This is a genomic window from bacterium, from assembly GCA_036504735.1.
Taxonomy (GTDB): domain Bacteria; phylum Electryoneota; class RPQS01; order RPQS01; family RPQS01; genus DASXUQ01.
In genome coordinates this window covers 659607-679334 of record DASXUQ010000005.1, presented here as the reverse complement: position 1 = coordinate 679334, position 19728 = coordinate 659607, and the positions used below count along the sequence as shown (strand labels likewise).

Genomic DNA, 19728 nt, shown 5'->3' with positions numbered 1-19728 from the left:
TTTCAGAACAAATGGTTTCGGGAAGCTTCCGATCGGTCTACAGGGTTTCAACTCTTTAAGGAGGGCGCATGATGGAGGCAATCATGAAGAAGATTACGTGGGCTGCACTGACACTACCGCTCATGATCCTGTTAGTGCTCGGGCTGGGATGCTCCACGGACAAGCGCAGCACTGCCACCGTTGGTGGAAGTTATCTGCTGCAGATCGTAATGCTGACCCCGACGGACACCTTGAGGTTCCTTCCAGGTGATTCCGCATCGGCTCAGGGCTACGTGCTGGTGAAGGATGCAAGCACGGGTCTGACGGTGACGGGCGTGAAGGTGAACCTGTCGCTGGTTCAGCCCAATGTAGGTGTCATCGAGCACCTCAACGATACGACCAACACGGTCGGCCGTGTGGACTTCATCTTCCGCACGAACCGTCAGGTCGGACAAGGCTACAATATCGTTCATGCGAACATCGGCAGCGCGGAGGCCAATTATACGATTTGGATCCAGCCGTCGAGTGTGCTGATCGGCCAGCCGCACATTTCGCTGTCGAAGAGCCAGGTGCAGGTGGCACCTCCGCAAGAAGATTCCGTTTCTGTCTGTGTAACCCTGGTGGACACTTCGGGTATCGGTATTGCAGGATATTCGCTTCAGCTTCGCACGAGCTGCGGGCGTATGGCTTCGCTACCCCCGACGGATGCGTCGGGCCGGGCCTGCACCATGTGGTATTCGAACAATCAGGGCGAAGGCTGGTGTGTCCTGTCGGTACAGGTGGCGAATCAGTCTACGAAGGATTCGATTTTTGTGCATCTGCTTCCGCCCGTTCTGGGCACGTTGACCATGGCGTCTGACAAGAACGTCATTCACGCGGATATGGGTATTACCCAAGCCGCGATCAGGGCGACGCTTAAGGATCAGCATTCGGTGGCGCGTTTCGGCGACACGATCTTTTTCGCCGCGCCAAACCTCGGAAGCGTGAATGCCTACGCAGTTACGGACTCACATGGCGTTGCTCATGCGTACTTCACTGCGGATGACATTCCCTCATCGTCGCCGAGCGATTCCGCTGTCGTGACCGCCAGTTACTATCGCTGGGGCCTGTCGGATACGGTCCGTATCTGGGTTGGCGAGGCTTCAAGTGTAGGGACCGTCACTTTGCGGAGCAACAAGTACGAAGGTGTCGCAGGGATTGACTCGGCACTTCTGACGGTTCAGGCATCGTATGATGATAACTCGCCGGTGAACGGCCGCTATGCACACATCCTCGCGGATTGCAATCCGTACCTGTCGTCGGATTCCTTCCTGATCAATAACGGCACTACTCAGGCGATCCCCTGGAAGTTCTGCTCCGTTGTGAGCCCGAACGGTGCTCCCGTTCATATGGTTGCCACCGTGGGCGCTGCGCGGTCGGACTCGATTAGCATCACTGTTGATGCGGGCCCGGCGCGCTACGTACACATTTTGGCGTATTCGAATCCCGTGGGTGTGGGGCAAAGCAATCCGATCTCGGTCATCGTAACGGACTCTCTGGGCAACCATGTGGGCAATGGCCAGAGCGTGTTGTTTGAGACAAACTTGGGTACCATGTCCCCGTCGCTGACGCAGACAATCAACGGCATGGCAACCAGTATGTTCAATAGCGGTACCACGGCAGGTCCCGCAATTATTAAGGCGACCATCGGCGCCGGCCTGGCTGTAGATTCGGTGCTCTGCACGGTGAACCCGGGCGGTGCGGCGACGATCCAGCTTGACGTTAGCAATCCCAGCCCGCAGGTTCAGGGAACCGGTGGTATGGAGTGGACGCAACTTCAGGCGCGCGTGCACGACGCCGGCGGCAACCCCTCCCCGGACGGACTGTGGGTCTATTTCCAGATTCTGGATGCTCCGGATGTCCTTTGCAATATCAACAACGCGCAGAATCCGCGTCTGGATTCCGCGATGACCTCCGGCGGCATTGCATTAGCCACGTTCAATGCGGGCCGCACCCCCGGCCCGGTTTCGATCCGCGCCAGCGTGTATACCGATTCGATTCACCTCGCACAGGCGACGGTTTCCAACATCAGCATCGTTTCGGGTCCGCCGCGGCACATCCTGATCCAGCCGAACAGCGTTGGTGTAGATGCCGGCGCATCGTGGGACGTGAGCGTGCAGGCGCTGGTTTCCGACGAGTTCAACAACCCTGTGCGTGACGGTGTGGCGGTGTTCTTCAGTGTGCTGCCTGATACGGCGACGATTTTGTCGGACACAGTGGTCACCGGCAACGGCGCTCATCATGCAGGTGTAGCCGAGACGATTCTGCGGTACATTTCTGCCGCGACGAACCAGCTTGTAGACATCACGGCCCGCACCGCGGGTACGGACAGCACGGAGCCTGTTACTGCGACGATCACCTATCAGCTTCCGATTCAGGCGCCTGCCATTCAGTTGGGTGTGGAGCCTTCTTCGGTGCAGTTTGACGCCCAGTACCCGAACGGCCTGCCCTGCCACATCCGCTGTATTGCCACGCTTCAAGACGGGCACGGCGTGTTGATCAATGGGTCTGTGATTCGCTTCGGAACGACGCGTGGCCGCCTCTACCCGGTGGACAACAACACGGGTCTGCCCGTGTCGCGCCGCACGACCGGCTACGATCCGGACTACCAGGTTGACGATCCGTACGGCTTTGGTTCCGCGACGCTGTACCTGGTCGACACGGCTCACTGGATCTTCCCGGATCCGCTGTCCACGGAAATCACCGGCGACGTGACGGTTGAAGTCGTTGGCTTCTCGGCGGCGACCGACTCGCGCGTGATTAACTTCCGTCGCGGTAACGGCGGTCGTCCTCAGTAAGACTCCCCGGCCAGATACCTGGCCGCAGAATGAATGACACGAAGGCCGGAGCCAGATGATCTCTCGGCTCCGGCCTTCGTGCGGTATGTGGCGGACCGCAGGCGGACCCCACCGAACGAAATCCCTCGATTGTGAACCGTCCGCGTGCGGACGAGAAATGAGTATTATCTGTCATGCGTGAAAAACTTGGCGAAATTCTGCTCCGGCTTGGCCATATCAATACGCAACAACTGAATGACGCGCTTGCGCGGCAGAAGGACTCCAGGAAGAAATTCGGGGAGACCCTCGTATCCCTGGGCCACTGCACCGAGGAAAAGGTCTATTCCAGTCTGGCGATGCAGTGGCAGATCCCCTTCCTTTCGGCGGACAATATTCTCGAAGCCGACAAGGACGTGCTCGAACTGGTCCCCGAAGTCTTCGCCCGCGAAAACCTCGTGATCCCGATTGGCCTGGCCGAGCGCACGCTGGTGGTGGGTATGGCCGACCCCGATGACATCGTGGTGGTTGACCAGCTTCAGAAACTGGCGCGGCGCGACGTGGACGTGCGGCTTGCCGCTCCCACGGCGATCATGGCGGCCATCGAGAACCTCTATTCGAAGATCCGCAAGAGCGAGGAAGTCGGCGAAGCCCTGGGTGACCTGCAATTCTTCGCGCAGTCGGATGAAGACGAAGAAGGCATGGTGGACATGACGCGGACCGTCGGCATCGAAGATGCGCCGGTGGTCAAGCTCGTCAACCTGATGATCGCCGACGCGATCAAGGAGCGCGCCACCGATATTCACATTGAAATTTTCGATGAAGGCCTGGTGATCCGCTTCCGCGTCGACGGCGTACTGACCGAAGTGATGAAGCCGCCGAAGCAGTCCCATGCCGGTATCGTTTCGCGCGTCAAGATTCTGTCGAAGCTCAACATTGCCGAAAAGCGCCTGCCGCAGGACGGCCGCTTCACGATCAAGACGGCGGATAAAGATTTTGACGTTCGTGTGTCCGTGCTGCCCACGGTCGCCGGCGAGAAGATTGTGATGCGTCTCCTCGACAAGTCGGGATTCGCGCACAGTCTGACCACGCTGGGTATGGACGAAGAGGAGTTGATGGTGTTCCGCCGCTGGATCCGCCAGCCGTACGGCATGATCATCATCTCCGGCCCGACCGGTTCCGGCAAGAGCACGACGCTGTTCGCGTCGCTGCAGGAGATCAAGAGCGAAGAAGACAACATCACGACGGTGGAAGACCCGGTCGAATATCATATGCCGGGAGTGAATCAGGTGCAGACCAAGGCCAGCATCGGATTGACCTTCGCCCACACGCTGCGATCGATTCTGCGCCAGGACCCGGACAAGCTGCTGATCGGTGAAATTCGAGATGAAGAAACCGCCGATATCGCGGTCAAGTTCGCACTGACGGGCCACCTTGTGTTTTCGACGGTGCATGCCAACGACGCCCCGGCGACGATTACCCGTCTGCTGGACATCGGCGTGCCGCCGTTCCTGGCCGGTTCGTGTATGAACCTCGTGATGGCGCAGCGCCTTGTCCGTAAGATTTGCGAGCATTGCAAGACGCCGTACGATCCGGATGACAGCGAACTGGCCGCGCTGGGAATCACGCGCGAGTTTTTGAACAACCGCAAGCTGTACAAGGGCCGCGGATGCGCCCACTGCCGCAATACCGGCTACCATGGCCGAACGGGCATTTTCGAGATGCTCGAGATGAAGCAGAACATCCGCCGTCTGGTGTTCGACAACGCCAACCAGGAAGATATTCGCGAGGCAGCCATTGCCAACGGCATGCGTCCGCTGCGTGACGCGGCCTTCCGCAAAATCTTCAGGGGAGTCACGACCGCGCACGAGTTGCTTCGTGTGACCGTTCAGGAGTACTGAGACGGCGTCCGCAGCCATTTCAGTATCGCCCATGCACAGGAGTCCATCGCTCAACCACCGGTAAACCAGTATGCCGAATTACGCCTATGTGATCAAGGATGCCGACGGCGCGCGGCACGAAGACAATATCCGAGCTTCGAGTTACGAAGCGGCGGTCGATGCACTCCGCAAACGCGGCGCGGCTTCGATCGTGTCTGTTCATGAGATCCGCGGCGGCCTCGCCTCCGACGAAATGAGCGTCGGCGAACAGGTCGGTCTCGCCATTTACCGCTTCCGCACGCGGGTGCCCCTGCGCACGCTGGTTTTCTTCACGCGGCAGCTTTCGACCATGTTCTCTGCCGGTCTGACCATCGAGAAGTCCATCACCAACCTGTTGTCCGAAGAACGCAACTACCGCTTCAAGAAGGTGCTGGTGCAGGTATCGACGGACTTGAAGAAGGGCTATGCCCTGTCCGAGTGCCTGGCCAAGCACCCCGGCGTGTTCTCGAACCTGTATGTGGCGCTGGTGCATGCCGGCGAGGTTTCCGGAAACCTGCACGTGATTCTCGGGCGGCTTTCCGATTACCTCGAGACGGTGTCCGACACTCACCGCAAGGTGATTTCGGCCCTTAGCTATCCCGTATTCTCCGTGATCTTCCTGACGGGCGTGGTCACCTTCCTGATGGTGGTGGTCGTGCCGATGTTCAAGGATGTGTATGACAAGTTCGGAGCGAAGCTCCCGTTCGCAACGCGCGTCATGATGAATATTTCGCAGATCATCGTCCACAACGCGTTCCTCGCGTTCCTGGTGATCATGGCTGCGGTTGCCGGCCTGTGGGTGCTGACCAAAACCCGCCGCGGCGGACTGGCCTGGGATACGATCAAACTGCGCTTCCCGATTTTCGGCGGCCTGATGATGAGCGCGATCATGGACAAGTTCTCGCGCACCTTCGGTATTCTGATCGGTTCGGGTGTGCCGGTGCTGGAAGCCCTCAGCCACGCCGTGCGCGTGGTGGAAAACCGCGTGATCGCCAACGGTCTGCGGCAGGCCTCCAACATGATTAAGGACGGCTTCGCGATTTCGGTTGCTCTGCGCAAGACGGGCGCGATTCCGCCGATCGTTGTGCAGCTCATTGCCACCGGTGAAGAGACCGGTGAAATCAACCGCCTGCTCGAAAAGGTATCCGAGTTCTATGCCAAGCAGGTGGACGCCACCATTGGCCGTCTGACGGCGTTGATCGAGCCGCTCATGATTATCATGATCGGCGCGGTGATCGGCATCATTCTGATCTCGATTTACCTGCCGGTGTTTATGCTTGGTCGCGCGGTCCAGTCGGGCGCGTAAGAGCCGGGTGCCGGAAGTCCGGTGAGATGTCAAGCCGCCGTGGCCGGTGCAATCCGGTCACGGCGACTTTCTATTAGCCTTTCCATGAACGGCAGGAGACCGTAATGGTTGACTCCCCCTGGGGACCGCTGCCCTGGTGGCTGGTGTATACCCCTGTGACGATTCTGGGCCTGGCCCTGGGCAGTTTTGCCAACGTCCTGATCTACCGCCTTCCGCGCGGTGAATCCATCGTCCAGCCGCCTTCACATTGTCCGGGCTGCAACCGGGAGATTGGCGCGCTGGAAAATGTCCCGGTTCTAAGCTGGCTTTTTCTGCGGGGCCATTGCCGGACCTGCCGGTCGCCGATTTCGGTGCGATATCCGTTGATCGAGATCGCGGGCGGGGAGTTGGCCATCGTCGCGGTGCGGCTCTTTGGACTGAGCTACGCAAGTTTTGCGTATTGCCTGCTCTTTATTGCACTGTTGGCCTTGGTTATCATAGACTTGGAATCGTGGCTCTTACCCTTTGCGATCACTGTTCCGCTTGCGATCATTGGTCTTACGGGGGCCATCTTCTTTCACCTCAGGCCGTTGGCAGACAGTTTGCTTGGACTGGTTGTAGGAGGGGCCGTTCTGGCCGGAATCGGTGGGTTGGGCAATGTCCTGTTTCGCCGCAGGCGGCAGCAGTATCCAGCCGACGAGATCGACGATGCGGCGGCGGATGAACCGGATTCCCGAAGCCTTGCCCTACCCTATGCCGTCACGCTTGGCATCATGATCGCCGCCGTGGCCGGCTCCTTCCTTGTTCGCCTCAATTCCGTGACTTCAGGGTGGTCTTACGTGCTGTATGGTGCGCTTCCCTTCGTAGTGGTGGCGTTGCTGTACCGTTGGGCGTTTCGCCCCCGCAAGAGCACTTCGGCGCACGATTCTGTAGCCTTCGGAAAAGCCAGTGAGGAAATCGGAGAGGAATTGAAGGATGCAGGGTCAATGGGAGGCGGCGATATAGTCTTTGGTATGATGGCGGGAGTCTTCCTCGGTTGGAAGCTGGTGCTGCTGATGACCTTCATGGCCTCGTTTCTCGGCACCTTTCTGGCCCTGCTCTTTGTTGTTATGCGTATAAATATACGTGACTTAAAAATACAATTTGGACCATTGCTGGCGGTGTCTGCGCTGGTTTGTCTACTGATCGGCGACAGCATCATAGGATGGTATATCGCATTTCTTACCGGATAAAAACTTGACTTTTAAGCACGCGAGTCTTAAGTTATCCGTTATCAGGTTTCAACCACCTCGGAACACCCTATAAAAGGCCTTGCGGCTCTCCCCTTCAAGGTCATAATGCTAAAGGAGCGATTCACATGCGGAGATTATACTGTATTTTCCTTGCGGCAGTCGTGCTGTTTGCCGTAAGCGCATTCGCCGGAGTAAATGACAAGGTACCGATGCGGAATCTGCCGATGTCCGGCGGTTCAAGCGATCCAGCCTATGTGCCTGTCACACCTCCGCAGCACGGTAATCCTGTGAGCTTGGATGACCCCACGGGCCGCGTTTACAATTGTGGAACGACCTGGTATGATTTCCAGCACAACGGCACGGCCGGCAAGATGGTTGGCGCCGATGCTGACGGTTTTGTGCATCTCGTATGGATGAACGGTACCACCAACGTATTGTCCGGACCGCGCCAGATCAACTATCAGGTGTGGGATCCGACGGGCGATTCGATGACTTTCGTGACCAATGGCCAGCCCACGGGCGTCATGGTCAACACGACCCGTGCGGGCTACACCGACGTGGCAGTGCTGCCCGGCGGTTTTGCCTTCCCGGGTTACCATCAGATCATGAACAGCTACATCCATTCCACGGCGGCGATGGACTTCAACGCCCGTGTCGGCGCGTTCACGAGCAACAATCCCGCGTATTGCCTGACCGGTTGGGGCTCGGCGGATCACAACGGCCAGTATCTTTGGCCGAAGATGGCGATCAGCCCGTTTGACAGCACGGTCCATATGGCGACCTGCTGGAGCGACGCTGCCAACACGTCCGGTATTCCCCAGCCCGTCGCCTACTCGCGTGGTCATGCCACGTGGGACGATCAGGGTTACGGTGTGCAGATTGAGTGGGACCAGTTGGCCTGCAACGGTTTCCAGATCATGGACACTGTGAAGGTGATCGCTCAGTTGGTGGTGGCTTCCCCGAATTCCCACCGTGTGGCGTATCTGTGGTCCAAGAGCCGCGACTGGCCGCTCGATTCCGCGACACAGTACAACAACGATCTCTACGCTCAGATTTCCGAAGACGGCGGCCTCAACTGGGGTCCCCGCATCAACATCACGAACTTCATCGCCGCGGATATGGACTGCGCGTCGCAGGATACAGCGGTGTGCGATCGTGACACGTTCCGCGTGTACACGGATTGCAGCGCGATCTTCGACAATTCCGACAACCTCCACGTCGCGTTCACGACCAGCCCCTACTTCTCGCTGGAAGGCACGATTCAGCCGTGGTTCTCGGATGTATGGCACTGGGACGAGGCGAACACCGAGTTCACGCCGATCTATCATGGCCGGTTCGACTCCACCGACTGGACCCTGCCGACTCCCGCCGCCGGTGCATGGCAGCGCGTCGTTCAGCGCCCCAGCCTGTGTCTCGACCGCACAACGGGCTATCTCTACTGCTCGCTGTGGATCTATGACTATGTCGACGGCATCTCCGAAGGCGGCTTCCCGCAGAGCGAAGCCTACATTTCCATGTCCCGCAATTGCGGCCGTACGTGGAGCGTGGCCAAGGACGTCACCAACACGCGTCCCCCGGTTCCGACCCCCGCAGGCCAGTGCCAGAGCGAACGTGACATCACGATTTCCGACTACGTCTCCTATCAGGACAACGTCGGCTACATCAACATGGAATATGTGCTCGACCTCGATGCCGGCAGCATTCCGCAGACCGAAGGTACCGCGACGCTGAACCCCGTGAAGTACCAGCGTATTCCTATCGATTCGATCCCGGCGCTTCCGCTGACCGATTGGGCGTTCCCGCTGCTGCACGTCGACTCGACCGGTATGCCCGGCCGCGTGCATCCGCTGACGGATCCCGAAGCTATCGCCGCTTGCCCGGCTGCGCCTGGCGCCGCGAATCCGCACGACATTTTGCGTCCGACGTCGTACAAGCTCTACCAGAACTACCCGAATCCCTTCAACCCGACGACGAACATTCAGTTTGACCTGACCCGCGACGCGCGCGTGACCTTGAAGGTCTTCAACGTGCTGGGCGAAGAAGTGGCCACGCTGTTCAACAACAAGTGGATGAGCGCCGGCGCTCAGACGGCAGCCTTTGATGCTTCCGGTCTGGCCAGCGGTGTGTACATCTACCGTATCGAAGTCGCCGGCAAGGCTCAGTCGCTGAAGATGGTGGTGATGAAGTAACGCACCCTGCGTTATCCGCAAGCCTGTCATAGGGCGGACGGACTTCATCTCCTGCTAAACGCGACTACGTATCTGTGCTTGCCCCAAGGGCCAGGTGTTTGTAAGGGCACCTGGCCCTTTGGGTCTAAGCAAAATCAAAAATGTAAAAACCAAAAATGAAAAATGAGGAGCGCATACTGCCGATGCCGGTGTCATGCTCCATCAGTGTTTCCTATTTCTGGTTTCTGATTTCTAATTTTTAGTTTCGAGTTACCATTGCCTTCATTTGTTGATCGTGCAAAAATCTATGTAAAGGCCGGGAACGGCGGCAACGGCTGCGTATCTTTCCGGCGTGAAGCTTATGTTCCTCGCGGGGGACCTGACGGTGGCAACGGCGGCCACGGCGGCTCCGTGATTCTTGAAGCGGATCCGCAGTTGCAGACGTTGCTGGACTTCCATTATCGTACGCGTTATATGGCCGAACGCGGCAATCATGGCGAAGGTGCGCGCAAGTTCGGGCACTCGGGCGAGGATCTGCTGGTGAAGGTGCCGCTGGGTACGCGCGTCTACGATGGCACAACGCTGGTCGTGGATCTGATCGAACCGGGGCAGCGGGCCGTGATTGCGAAGGGTGGACGCGGCGGCAGGGGAAACGCGGAATTCGCGACTCCGACCATTCGCGCACCGCGTCATGCGACACCCGGGCAGGAAGGCGAAGAGCGCACTCTGCTGCTCGAACTCAAGCTGATGGCCGACGTCGGCCTTGTAGGACTTCCTAACGCTGGGAAGTCCACGCTGCTCTCAGTGCTCACCGCTGCCCGTCCGAAAATCGCCCCGTATCCGTTTACTACGCTGCATCCCAATCTCGGTCTGGTCCGTCCTTCGGAATATTCCACGTTTGTGATTGCGGATATTCCCGGGTTAATTGAAGGCGCATCGGAAGGGCGGGGACTGGGCTTTGAATTCCTGCGCCATATCGAGCGCACACGCGTGCTGGTGTACCTCGTGGACGCCGGCAGTGAGCATCCGAAGGAAGACCTCAAAGTGCTCAAAGCGGAACTCAAGCGATGGAATCCTGACCTGATCAAGCGGCCCAGCCTGGTCGTGCTGTCCAAGTGTGATCTGTTAGGTGATGAGCCTGCGCCGAAGGGGCCGTGGAAGCTCAAGATTTCTTCGGCGAAGGGTGAAGGTTTAGAGAAGCTGGTGGAGAAGATCTGGGAATTGCTGCAGAACGCTCCGGCTCCGGAGATCTTCCGCACCCCGCCGAACAAAATTCCTGTTCAAGAATCTTCTGACGAGGACTAATGGCAGAACCCGTCCCGGTCTCCGAGAAAATTGCGTTGCTCAATTTGCTCTCCGTGGACGGCATCGGATCCGGAACGGCCGTACGGCTGGTCAACCAGTTCGAATCGGCCTGCGCCGTGTTCGATGCCCCGGAAGCCCGACTGAGCGCTGTGCCGCGCATGGCGGCGGCGGCGATCTCCAAACTCAAAGCGGTGCGCGCGGATGGGGATGTGGGCAAGCGGCAGTATGAGAAGGCCGTCGAGAGCGGGGTGGAGGTGCGCACCTTCTGGGATGACGCCTATCCGCCGCTGCTCCGCCAGATTGAGCATGACGCTCCGGCGGTGTTGTTTATCCGGGGCAATTTGCCGACCGAAGCTCGCCGGCTGGCCATCGTCGGCACGCGCGGCGCAACGGTGTACGGCAAACGCATGACGCACGACCTGGTGGTGGGATTGGGCGGCAGCGGAGTGCATATCGTCTCCGGGCTTGCATCGGGCATTGACGGCTTCGCGCATGAAGCGTCACTGGAAGCGGGCCTCATGACCGAAGCGGTCTTCGGCTGCGGCGTGGACCACATCTATCCGCCGTTTCATGAAACCCTGAGCAATCGCATTATCGCCGCGGGCGGCGCGCTGCTCTCCGAGTATCCTCTGGGGACGACGCCGGACCGGTTTCATTTTCCGCAGCGAAATCGCATTATTTCGGGACTCTCACAGGTGACACTGGTGATCGAAGCGGGGGAGAAGTCGGGCGCGCTGATCACCGCGCTGCTGGCGCTGGATTACAACCGCGAAGTGGCCGCCGTGCCGGGCGCGGTGACTAATCCCAAGTCGGCGGGCTGCCACGAACTGATCAAGAACGGCGCGGCGCTGATTGAGCGAGTGGATGATATTTTGCAGTTGCTCGAGGTGAAGACCGCTGACGGCCAGCCGGATAAATCCCGGCAGCCGGAGCTGGTGCTGGATGGTCCCGAAGCCAATGTCATCAAGCTGCTGGATGCGTCTGAAGCACAGCACATCGATCTTATCGCCGAGCGCCTGGGTCTTCCCGTCGGGGAAACCCTTGGCCAACTGCTGCTCTTGGAACTGAAGGGCGCCGTCAAACAACTTCCGGGGAAGTACTTTGTCCGAGCATGATACCGCGCTCCGGCTGCTGCCGGAATCCTGGCTCTCCGATTGCAATGTGGTGTTGTTCGAAGATGACCGCACCGCCGAGGAACTGTTTCCGCTGTCGGTCCTGCGTCCGTCGTGGGAAATTCGCTGCGGCGCGGGCTGCTTGCGGCAATGGCTGTTCAGCCTGAAACTGGCCGGACTCTCGGTGCTGATGCGGCCCCGCCACGAGCTGCAGCGCATGGCAGTGCAATTGGCCGGGCGGGATGACGATCCGGTGGATCTGGAGATGGACACGCTGTTTATCAACGGGCGCGTGATCGGCATCTGGCAGAATGAGGCGAATGGCGAGGAATTTCCTGACACCCTTGTGGATTCTGATGGCCGGATCCTGCTGGCCCGGCGGCGCGGCGCGCAAGCGCAGAAGTTGCTGTCTTTACAGGGAAACGATTTAGCGGCTTCGCTCGTTCAAGAATCGTCCGTCCAATCTGTGCCCAAGGGTTGGACGGTTCGTTATGCGCGTTACGTATGGGACTTCATGATTCACAATCAGGAAATCCTGGAACGACAGCTTATTGTAGGAAATCGTGCAACCAGCGAAGTTCTGGGCGCACATACGCTGCGCGAACTGCCGCCGGGAGTTCAGATTACGGATCGCAACGGCGGGCATCCGACGTATGTCGGTATTGGGGTAAAGCTGGCTCCCGGAGTTGTCATCGGGAACCACGCCGGGCCGGTGTGGATCGGCGCGCATACGGACGTGGAACCGCACACCTATCTCGAAGGACCGCTCTATATCGGGCCGAACTGCCGTGTGAAGGCGGGAGCCCGCTTCTATCATGGGTGTTCGCTGGGTCCGCACTGCCGCGTGGCCGGCGAGATCTCCGCTTCGATCCTGCAAGGCTTCGTCAACAAGCAGCATGAAGGGTTTTTGGGAAACAGTATTCTGGGCCAGTGGGTGAACCTTGGCGCAGATACGCGTACATCCAACCTGAAGAACGATTACTCTCAGGTGAAGGTGCAGGTCGGAAAGGGAATCGTGGCGACGGGGGAGCAGTTTATCGGCTTGATGTGCGGCGATCATTCCAAGACCGGGATCAATACCATGACCAACACGGGAACGGTGGTGGGCGTGGGAGCGAATGTGTACGGGGCGGGATACCCGCCGCGGTTTATCGATAGTTTTATGTGGGGTGGAGCAGAAGGGTTGAAGATCGGATCACTGGAGCGCACACTGGCCGCAGCGCAGATCGCCATGCCGCGCCGCGGACAGGAGCTTTCGGAGCGTGAAGAAGAGTTGCTGCGGCGACATTACGCGGATATTGCCAACAGGGAGATAAAGTAGTGAAGAAAACTCGCTTAGTTCTCGGGACGGCTTTTGTAGTGCTGACCGTAGGAGGGTTGCTCCTGTGGGGACCGGCGCTGTGGGCCGAGGCCGATGACGTCCGGATGCAACTTGACAAACTTAATTACGTCTTGCACACGGTGCGCGACAATTACGTGGAACAGCCCAATGTATCCAAGATGCTGGAAGGTGCGATCCGCGGAATGCTCGAAGAGTTGGATCCGCATTCGGTGTACATTGCCGCCGATGAGCAGAAGAAGATCGCCGAGCGCTTCAAGGGCGAGTTCGAAGGTGTGGGTATTCAGTTCTCGATTCAGAACAAGTGGATTACCGTGATCTCGCCGATTCCGGGAACTCCCGCCGACCGGCTGGGGATCCGCGCGGGCGACCGCATTGTGAAGATCAACAATGTCTCCGCTTACGGTATTACCAACGATCAAGTTTTCGAAAAGCTGCGCGGTCCATCCGGAACCACGGTTGATGTGACCATTGCCCGTCCCGGACTCACCGAGCCGCTGGACTTTACCATTACGCGTAACAAGATTCCGATCTACTCGGTCGAAGCATCCTTCCTGATGCCGGACAAAGAGACGGGATACATGCGCATCAATCAGTTTACGGCGACCACCGATCATGAAGTGCAGAGCGCGATTGACAGCCTGAAGGGTCAGGGCATGAAGCGCCTGGTGCTCGATCTGCGCGGCAATCCCGGCGGTTATCTTGATCAGGCGTGGAAAGTCGCGGACCTGTTTATGCCCAAGCCGGGCATGATGCTCGTGTTCACCAAGGGCCGCACGCCGCGGTCGAATCAGGAATTCCGCTCGACGGGACGTGGCACGAAGGATGGTTTCCCGCTGGTGGTGCTGATTAATCACGGCAGCGCTTCCGCATCGGAGATCGTTTCCGGCGCGATTCAGGATCATGATCGCGGTCTGATCGTCGGCGAAGTCAGCTTCGGCAAGGGGCTGGTTCAGACTCCGTATCCGCTGCCCGATGGCTCGGCTGTTCGGATTACCACGGCGCGTTATTACACGCCGTCCGGCAGACTGATTCAGCGGCCTTATGACAAAGGCATCGGCGAGTATTTGATGGAAGCTGCAGGTGATGAAGACAGCACGGTTGCGGCCAATGATACGACGCCGAAAGAGATCTTCCACACGGACGGCGGACGGACGGTGTACGGCGGCGGCGGCATCACACCCGACAGCACCGTGCATCCTCCCAAGGGAACGTTGACATCGCAGCGTCTGCTCAGCCAGCGGCTTTATTTCGAATTTGCTAACGACTATGCGTCCAAGCACCCGGAGTTGAAGAAGAATCCGGACGCCTTCCTGAAAAACTTTGAAGTGACCGATGCGATGCTGGGCGGGCTGAAAGCCCTTGCCAAGGAGCGCAAGGTGGAGATCAAGGAAGAAGAATGGACGCAGGATCTGAGCTTCGCCAAATCCAACATTAAGGCGGAACTGGCCAGCATCCTCTTCAACGACCGCAACTTCTACTACCTGGTCAGGCTGGGCGACGATCCTCAGGTTAAGACCGGCATTGCCCTCTTTGATCGTGCCAGCCAGCTCGGGGCAGGAATGCTGAAGGATATGGGCAAAAACTGACCCCTTCCTTACGCCTCCGAAAAAACAACAAAATACATCGAAAGATTGGCAGGGCTTAACGCGGGATGATCTATTTATCCTGCGTTAAGCCTATTGTGATTGAGAAAGAAATCACGAATTCTGCTTGCTCTTTTGAGAGGTATTTTCTATATTTCCATATTCTGAACCTCCACATGGTTCATGTCGGCAATGCCGCTTTTCCCATTCCATTATCGAAGCAACACCACGTGACCATTATGTCGAGACGAACATTCATCCTGCTGATTGTGACCTGTTCCTTGTGGTTGTCCGCAACGGCTGCCTGGGCGAAGAGTGATGCCGTGAACAAGGCGAAGGACGCTGCGAGCCATAGCGATTGGGAGCAGGTCGTTCAGTTTGCCGGTCAGGCCACGAAGGAAGATCCGGGCAACGAAGAGGCGTGGACGCTGCTGGGTCAGGGACAGATGGCGATGGGCGACACCGCCTCCGCCATAGCGGCCCTTGAACAGGCGGTAAAGATCGAACCCCGTACTCCCGCTGCCGTGCTGGACCTGACGTCTTACTATCTCAAGAAGAATGACCAGGCCGCTGCCGAACGAGTGGTGGCTGCCGCTGAAGAGCGTGACAGCAAGGGCAAATACGAAGAGATCAAGGTGGCGCGCGGTCTGATTTTCGCCAAGCAGGGCGATATGGCCAAGGCCACGCAGATTCTCACCAGCGCGACGGTGAAAGATCCGAAGAATCCGCTCTATCCGCAGATTCTGGCGCGGATCTACGCCGACAAGAAGGTCACGGATCTGGCCGAGAAGTACTACGCGGACGCGTGGAAACTGTCTCCGGGCAACGTCAGCGTCGCCTACGAGTATGGCCTGGTTCTGTTGGACAAGAAAAAATACGACGAAGCTCTTAACCTGTTCAAAACGGTCCAGCAAAAGGATCCCAAGAACAAGTCTGTTGACTATCTGATTGGCCGCCTGTACTATGCGGCAAACCGGTTTGGCGATGCCTCGCAGCAGTTCGAAGGTGCGGTGCAGAAGCGGCCTGACCATTTCCTTTCCTGGCTGCTGCTGGGTAAAAGCTATCTCGAGTACTCGCGGGCGGAGAAGGTGAATTCTTATCCCAAGGCGGAAGCCGCGTTGCGCAAGGCCCTCGAACTGCGGCCTGACAATCCGGACGCGAAGAAGTCTTTGGGCGAGGCCATTTTCACCGAAGCCCGCATTTACTACCAGCGCGGTCTCGTGGATTCTTCGGGGAATGCGCGCGCCTTGTATGACTCGTCGATCACGTTTGCCCATGAGGCTCTGAAGTACGATACGACGCAGGCCGGGGTGTACGGTCAGATTGCCCGCGCCTTCTTCAAGGAAGGGAATCTGGATTCGACGATTGCCTATTCGAAGCTGCAGCTCGTGCAGACGCCGGATGATGAGGGCGAATTCGCGCGGTTGATCAACTCGCTGCAGAAGAAGAAAGATTACGCGGGGCTGGCCGAGGTACTGCAGCCTGTCTATGGCAAGCAGGACTGGACACAGACGAAGTCGGCGGCCGATTCGACCAAGAAGCCGCAGGACCGCTTCATCGAGCGTTACGGCGGCGTTTACAGCTATGCCCTCATGGAAAGCGGCAAAGCCGCTCAGGCGAAGGACGCGTTGAAGCAGATGCTGGCGTACAATCCGGGCTGGTGCGACGGTTACGGCCAACTCGCGGGGCTCGATATGCAGCGGCAGAATTTTGCGGGGGCGATCCCCACGCTGCAAGCGGCGGTACGATCCTGTCCGAAGGACGGAGATCTGTGGGACTCGCTGGGCCAGGCCTACTATTTCTCGACCAAGAAGCCGACCAAGGGCGATCTCGAGAAGGCCAAGGAAGCCTGGACGCGCGCGTGCGCTTTGGGCAACAAGGATGCGTGTGACAAACTGAATCAGTTGAAAGGGGCCGGCCAGTAAGTTCGCGGACCTGCCTACTACTACAATACGACAATCTCGGACATAGATTCATCGGGAAAAGGACAAGGAATGAAACAGGGCATCTTCACAGTCATCACCATGGTCGCAGCGGCGGCTATTGCGTTCGGCTTCTTCTTTCTCGGGCTGCCCGGCATGGACCAGGGCCAGGAGAAAACACCGCTTCTTCATCAGATTCACTTGGGTGGAATTCTCGTACCGTTCCTTATGACCGTGCTGCTTATGCTGATCACGTTCGTGTTTGAGCGGATCATTACCCTGTACAAGGCAAAGGGCTCTGCTCCGCTGCCGACGTTCTTCTCCAACTTCACGAAGTCCGTGCGCGAGGGCAAGTACCAGCAGGCGGCGGAACTGTGCGACAAGCAGCGCGGCAGTGCTGCGGCCGTCTTGAAGGCCGGCGCCGAGCAGTATGTTCGCACCGCCAATGACAAGACCATGACGACGGACAAGCGCCTGGCCGAGACCCAGCGTGCGATCAACGAAGCCCGTCTGCTCGAAGTGCCGTTCCTGGAGAGAAACCTGATCGCGCTGTCGACGATTGCGTCTATTGCTACCATGGTCGGTCTTCTGGGAACGACCGTCGGTATGATTCGCGCGTTTGCCGCCATGGGCCGTCAGGGCGCGCCGGATGCGACGCAGCTCGCCGTCGGTATTTCCGAAGCTCTGGTAAACACGGCGTTCGGTCTGTTCACGGCGATTATCGGCATCGTGGCGTACAACTTCTTCGTCAACAAGGTTGACCAGTTCAACTACCAGATCGACGAAGCCGCCTACTTGATGGTGGAAATTCTGAAAGAGAAAGAAGCGGCCTAAGTCCGGTCTCCGTCCTCTATGGAGGTTGGGACTTAACCGAAGGATTGAAATATGGCAGCACCGAAAAAGCGACGTATTCCCATCAGCATCGACATGACGCCGATGGTGGACATCGCCTTCCTGCTCCTCATTTTCTTCATGTCGACTACGGTATTCAAGAAGCCCGAGGAAGTGCCCGTGCAACTCCCTGCATCGCACTCGGTCCGCAAGCTTCCGGAAACCGGCGTGATCGTGATTACGATCCCGAAGAAGCAGGAAGGGGAGAGCACGGAAAAGATTCTGATGACTCTTGAGAACGCCGCGCTGGACTATGATAACGGCCTGTCCCAGCAGAATCCCCAAACGGGAAAGATCTCGGGCAAACCGTTCGTCACCGATTCCCTGCCGACGGTCATCAAGCGGCTGCTGATCAAACGACTGGTCAGCCGCGTGGTGATCAAGGCGGACAAGGTGGTGGATTACGGCACGGTCGAGAGCGTTCTGGAGACTCTTCAGAAGAACGACCTGAACATTGTCAATTTCGTAACGGACCTGAAGGGCGACGTGCCGAAGGATGCCACCAAGCAGCCGACGGCGGACCTCAGCGGGTCGCGGAACGATCAATTCGCTCATCGTTAACCCGAGTAGTAACTACATATGGGTGCAGTTGATTTAGGCGGATCCAAAAAAGCGGCGGGCGGACCAAGCTGGAAACGGCCCCGCGTCAATATTCGTATTGACATGACGCCGATGGTGGATATCGCCTTCCTCCTGCTGATCTTCTTCATGGTGACCACCGTGTTCCGGCTTCCGCAAACCATGGAAATGGCTCTGCCGGATACCAAGGAACAGACCAAGACCATTCAGAAGATCGCCGAGAAGAATTTGCTCACGGTCTATGTGATGCGGCTGGGCGAAAAGGACTCGCTGGCATACCGGGTGGGCAATGATTCTCCGAAGCCACTGTCATGGGCCTTGCTGGGTGACACGCTGGTAAAACGCCGGGAAATCGCCGGTTTTACGGTGCAGGATTCGGTGCGCAAGCCCAATCTGACCGTGCTGGCAAAGATTGACCGCAAGGCTTCCTATGAGTCCCTGGTTAATCTGGTGGATCAGTTCAACGTGGACTCGGTCAACCGTTTTTCGATTGACAAGTACAACACGATGGACGATTCCCTGATGCGGGCCGCGGGTTTCACCACGGCCGGACCGAAGGGGCTTCCTGAACCGCCGCAAGCGGCGGAAAGCTCGGACTAAGGGGTTCTCCCCAGCCCGAGCGTAGTGACAAGTGAACCGTTAACAATTAGCAACCTCTCGAGGTTTGCGTGGATTTCTTTGAACAATTAGAACAGGGCCGCTACGGGTCTTTCGAGCTGAAGCGGATGGTCGGGCCGAACCTGATGCGGGGTTTGATCATCAGCGTGATTATTCACGTGGTGGTGATTTCCACCCCGTACATCATCGCGGCACTCCGGGGCGAAGAAGAGATTCCGCCTCCGCCCACGCGTGTGGTGGACATTTCGCAGCTCACCAAGCTTCATAGCGAGGAAAATACCGCCGAGCAGGTCCGGATTGCGATGCCTAAGCTGGCGCCGCCCAAGGCGGCCATGCCGGTTGCCGTGCCTGAAGAGGAAGTGCCCGTCGAGCAGGCTCTGCCGATGACGCAATCTGAAATGAAGCAGGCGTTCACTCAGTCAGCCGACTCCGGCTTGGACATCAAGCCGGGCGAGAAGATTGAAATCTCGGACGTCGGCGCGAGCGAAGCGATCCCGGACATGGGAACGTTTACGCCGTTTGAAGTCCCGCCCCAGCCGCTGCCGGCTTCCAGCCCGCAGCCGGAGTTTCCCGAACTGGCGAAAACCGCCGGCGTGACGGGCAAGGTCATCGTGCAGGTCTATGTAGACAAGCACGGCGAGGTGAAGAAGTGGAAGATCGTCAAGGTCGACCCGAAGGGCCTCGGATTTGAAGATGAAGTGCAGAAGGTGATCGATAAATGGAAGTTCACCCCGGCGATTCAGCAGGGTAATCCTGTGGGCGTGTGGGTGGCCGTTCCCTTTAACTTCAAGTATAAGAAGTAGCTGCGAATCGGCGACGGGCCGGCTTCGGTATGAGCAGGACGGGCAACTAATCGGAGGTTTGAAGAGTAAAAGAAGTAGGACAGGTGCAGTAGGGATAACTTAAAGGTTCTGCGCAACCCATATCGCGGGAGGTGAACGGGCATTAAATCCGGTCAGACTGACGCTATCTTTGGGACA

General features: G+C 58.1%; 14 protein-coding genes. All 14 read left to right on the top strand.

Annotation, left to right across the window (positions count from 1 at the left end; all coding sequences use genetic code 11):
* The first annotated feature begins 83 nt into the window (after nt 1–83).
* The 14 genes from VGL38_04640 (at nt 84) to VGL38_04575 (ending at nt 19551) form a co-directional block, all read left to right on the top strand.
* A complete protein-coding gene (locus VGL38_04640; GenBank protein HEY3294699.1) occupies nt 84–2816 on the top strand; it encodes a hypothetical protein in 2733 nt (910 codons plus the stop codon).
* A 173-nt stretch (nt 2817–2989) separates the two neighbouring features.
* A complete protein-coding gene (locus VGL38_04635) occupies nt 2990–4693 on the top strand; it encodes an ATPase, T2SS/T4P/T4SS family (protein ID HEY3294698.1) in 1704 nt (567 codons plus the stop codon).
* Between the two features lie 70 nt (nt 4694–4763).
* The gene (locus VGL38_04630) at nt 4764–6017 is read left to right on the top strand and encodes a type II secretion system F family protein (protein ID HEY3294697.1); all 1254 of its coding nucleotides are present in this window, start codon (nt 4764–4766) and stop codon (nt 6015–6017) included.
* A gap of 155 nt (nt 6018–6172) precedes the next feature.
* Nucleotides 6173–7228 (top strand): prepilin peptidase, encoded by a 1056-nt coding sequence (locus tag VGL38_04625; protein ID HEY3294696.1) that lies wholly within the window; start codon nt 6173–6175, stop codon nt 7226–7228.
* Nucleotides 7229–7353: 125 nt separating this feature from the next.
* Nucleotides 7354–9417, top strand: a complete 2064-nt coding sequence (locus tag VGL38_04620) for a T9SS type A sorting domain-containing protein (protein HEY3294695.1) — start codon at nt 7354–7356, stop codon at nt 9415–9417.
* A 255-nt stretch (nt 9418–9672) separates the two neighbouring features.
* Nucleotides 9673–10701 (top strand): GTPase ObgE, encoded by a 1029-nt coding sequence (gene obgE / locus VGL38_04615; protein HEY3294694.1) that lies wholly within the window; start codon nt 9673–9675, stop codon nt 10699–10701.
* The gene (dprA, locus tag VGL38_04610) at nt 10701–11816 is read left to right on the top strand and encodes a DNA-processing protein DprA (protein ID HEY3294693.1); all 1116 of its coding nucleotides are present in this window, start codon (nt 10701–10703) and stop codon (nt 11814–11816) included. The genes obgE and dprA overlap by 1 nt, the downstream gene beginning before the upstream one ends.
* Complete coding sequence (locus tag VGL38_04605; GenBank protein ID HEY3294692.1) at nt 11803–13134, top strand: putative sugar nucleotidyl transferase; 1332 nt, start codon at nt 11803–11805, stop codon at nt 13132–13134. Before dprA ends, VGL38_04605 begins: the two co-directional genes overlap by 14 nt.
* Nucleotides 13134–14741 carry a S41 family peptidase gene (locus VGL38_04600; GenBank protein ID HEY3294691.1) on the top strand — a complete coding sequence of 536 codons (1608 nt, stop codon included), beginning with the start codon at nt 13134–13136 and terminating at the stop codon, nt 14739–14741. The genes VGL38_04605 and VGL38_04600 overlap by 1 nt, the downstream gene beginning before the upstream one ends.
* Before the next feature lie 236 nt (nt 14742–14977).
* On the top strand, nt 14978–16663 hold the full coding sequence (locus tag VGL38_04595) for a tetratricopeptide repeat protein (GenBank protein HEY3294690.1): 1686 nt from the start codon (nt 14978–14980) through the stop codon (nt 16661–16663).
* A 69-nt stretch (nt 16664–16732) separates the two neighbouring features.
* Entirely contained in the window at nt 16733–17494 is a 762-nt protein-coding gene (locus tag VGL38_04590; GenBank protein ID HEY3294689.1) for a MotA/TolQ/ExbB proton channel family protein, read from the top strand.
* A 51-nt stretch (nt 17495–17545) separates the two neighbouring features.
* Nucleotides 17546–18112 (top strand): biopolymer transporter ExbD, encoded by a 567-nt coding sequence (locus VGL38_04585; GenBank protein HEY3294688.1) that lies wholly within the window; start codon nt 17546–17548, stop codon nt 18110–18112.
* Nucleotides 18113–18130: 18 nt separating this feature from the next.
* Nucleotides 18131–18730 (top strand): biopolymer transporter ExbD, encoded by a 600-nt coding sequence (locus tag VGL38_04580; GenBank protein HEY3294687.1) that lies wholly within the window; start codon nt 18131–18133, stop codon nt 18728–18730.
* A 68-nt stretch (nt 18731–18798) separates the two neighbouring features.
* Nucleotides 18799–19551, top strand: coding sequence for a TonB family protein (locus VGL38_04575; GenBank protein HEY3294686.1), 753 nt, complete (start codon nt 18799–18801; stop codon nt 19549–19551).
* Nucleotides 19552–19728 lie beyond the last annotated feature (177 nt).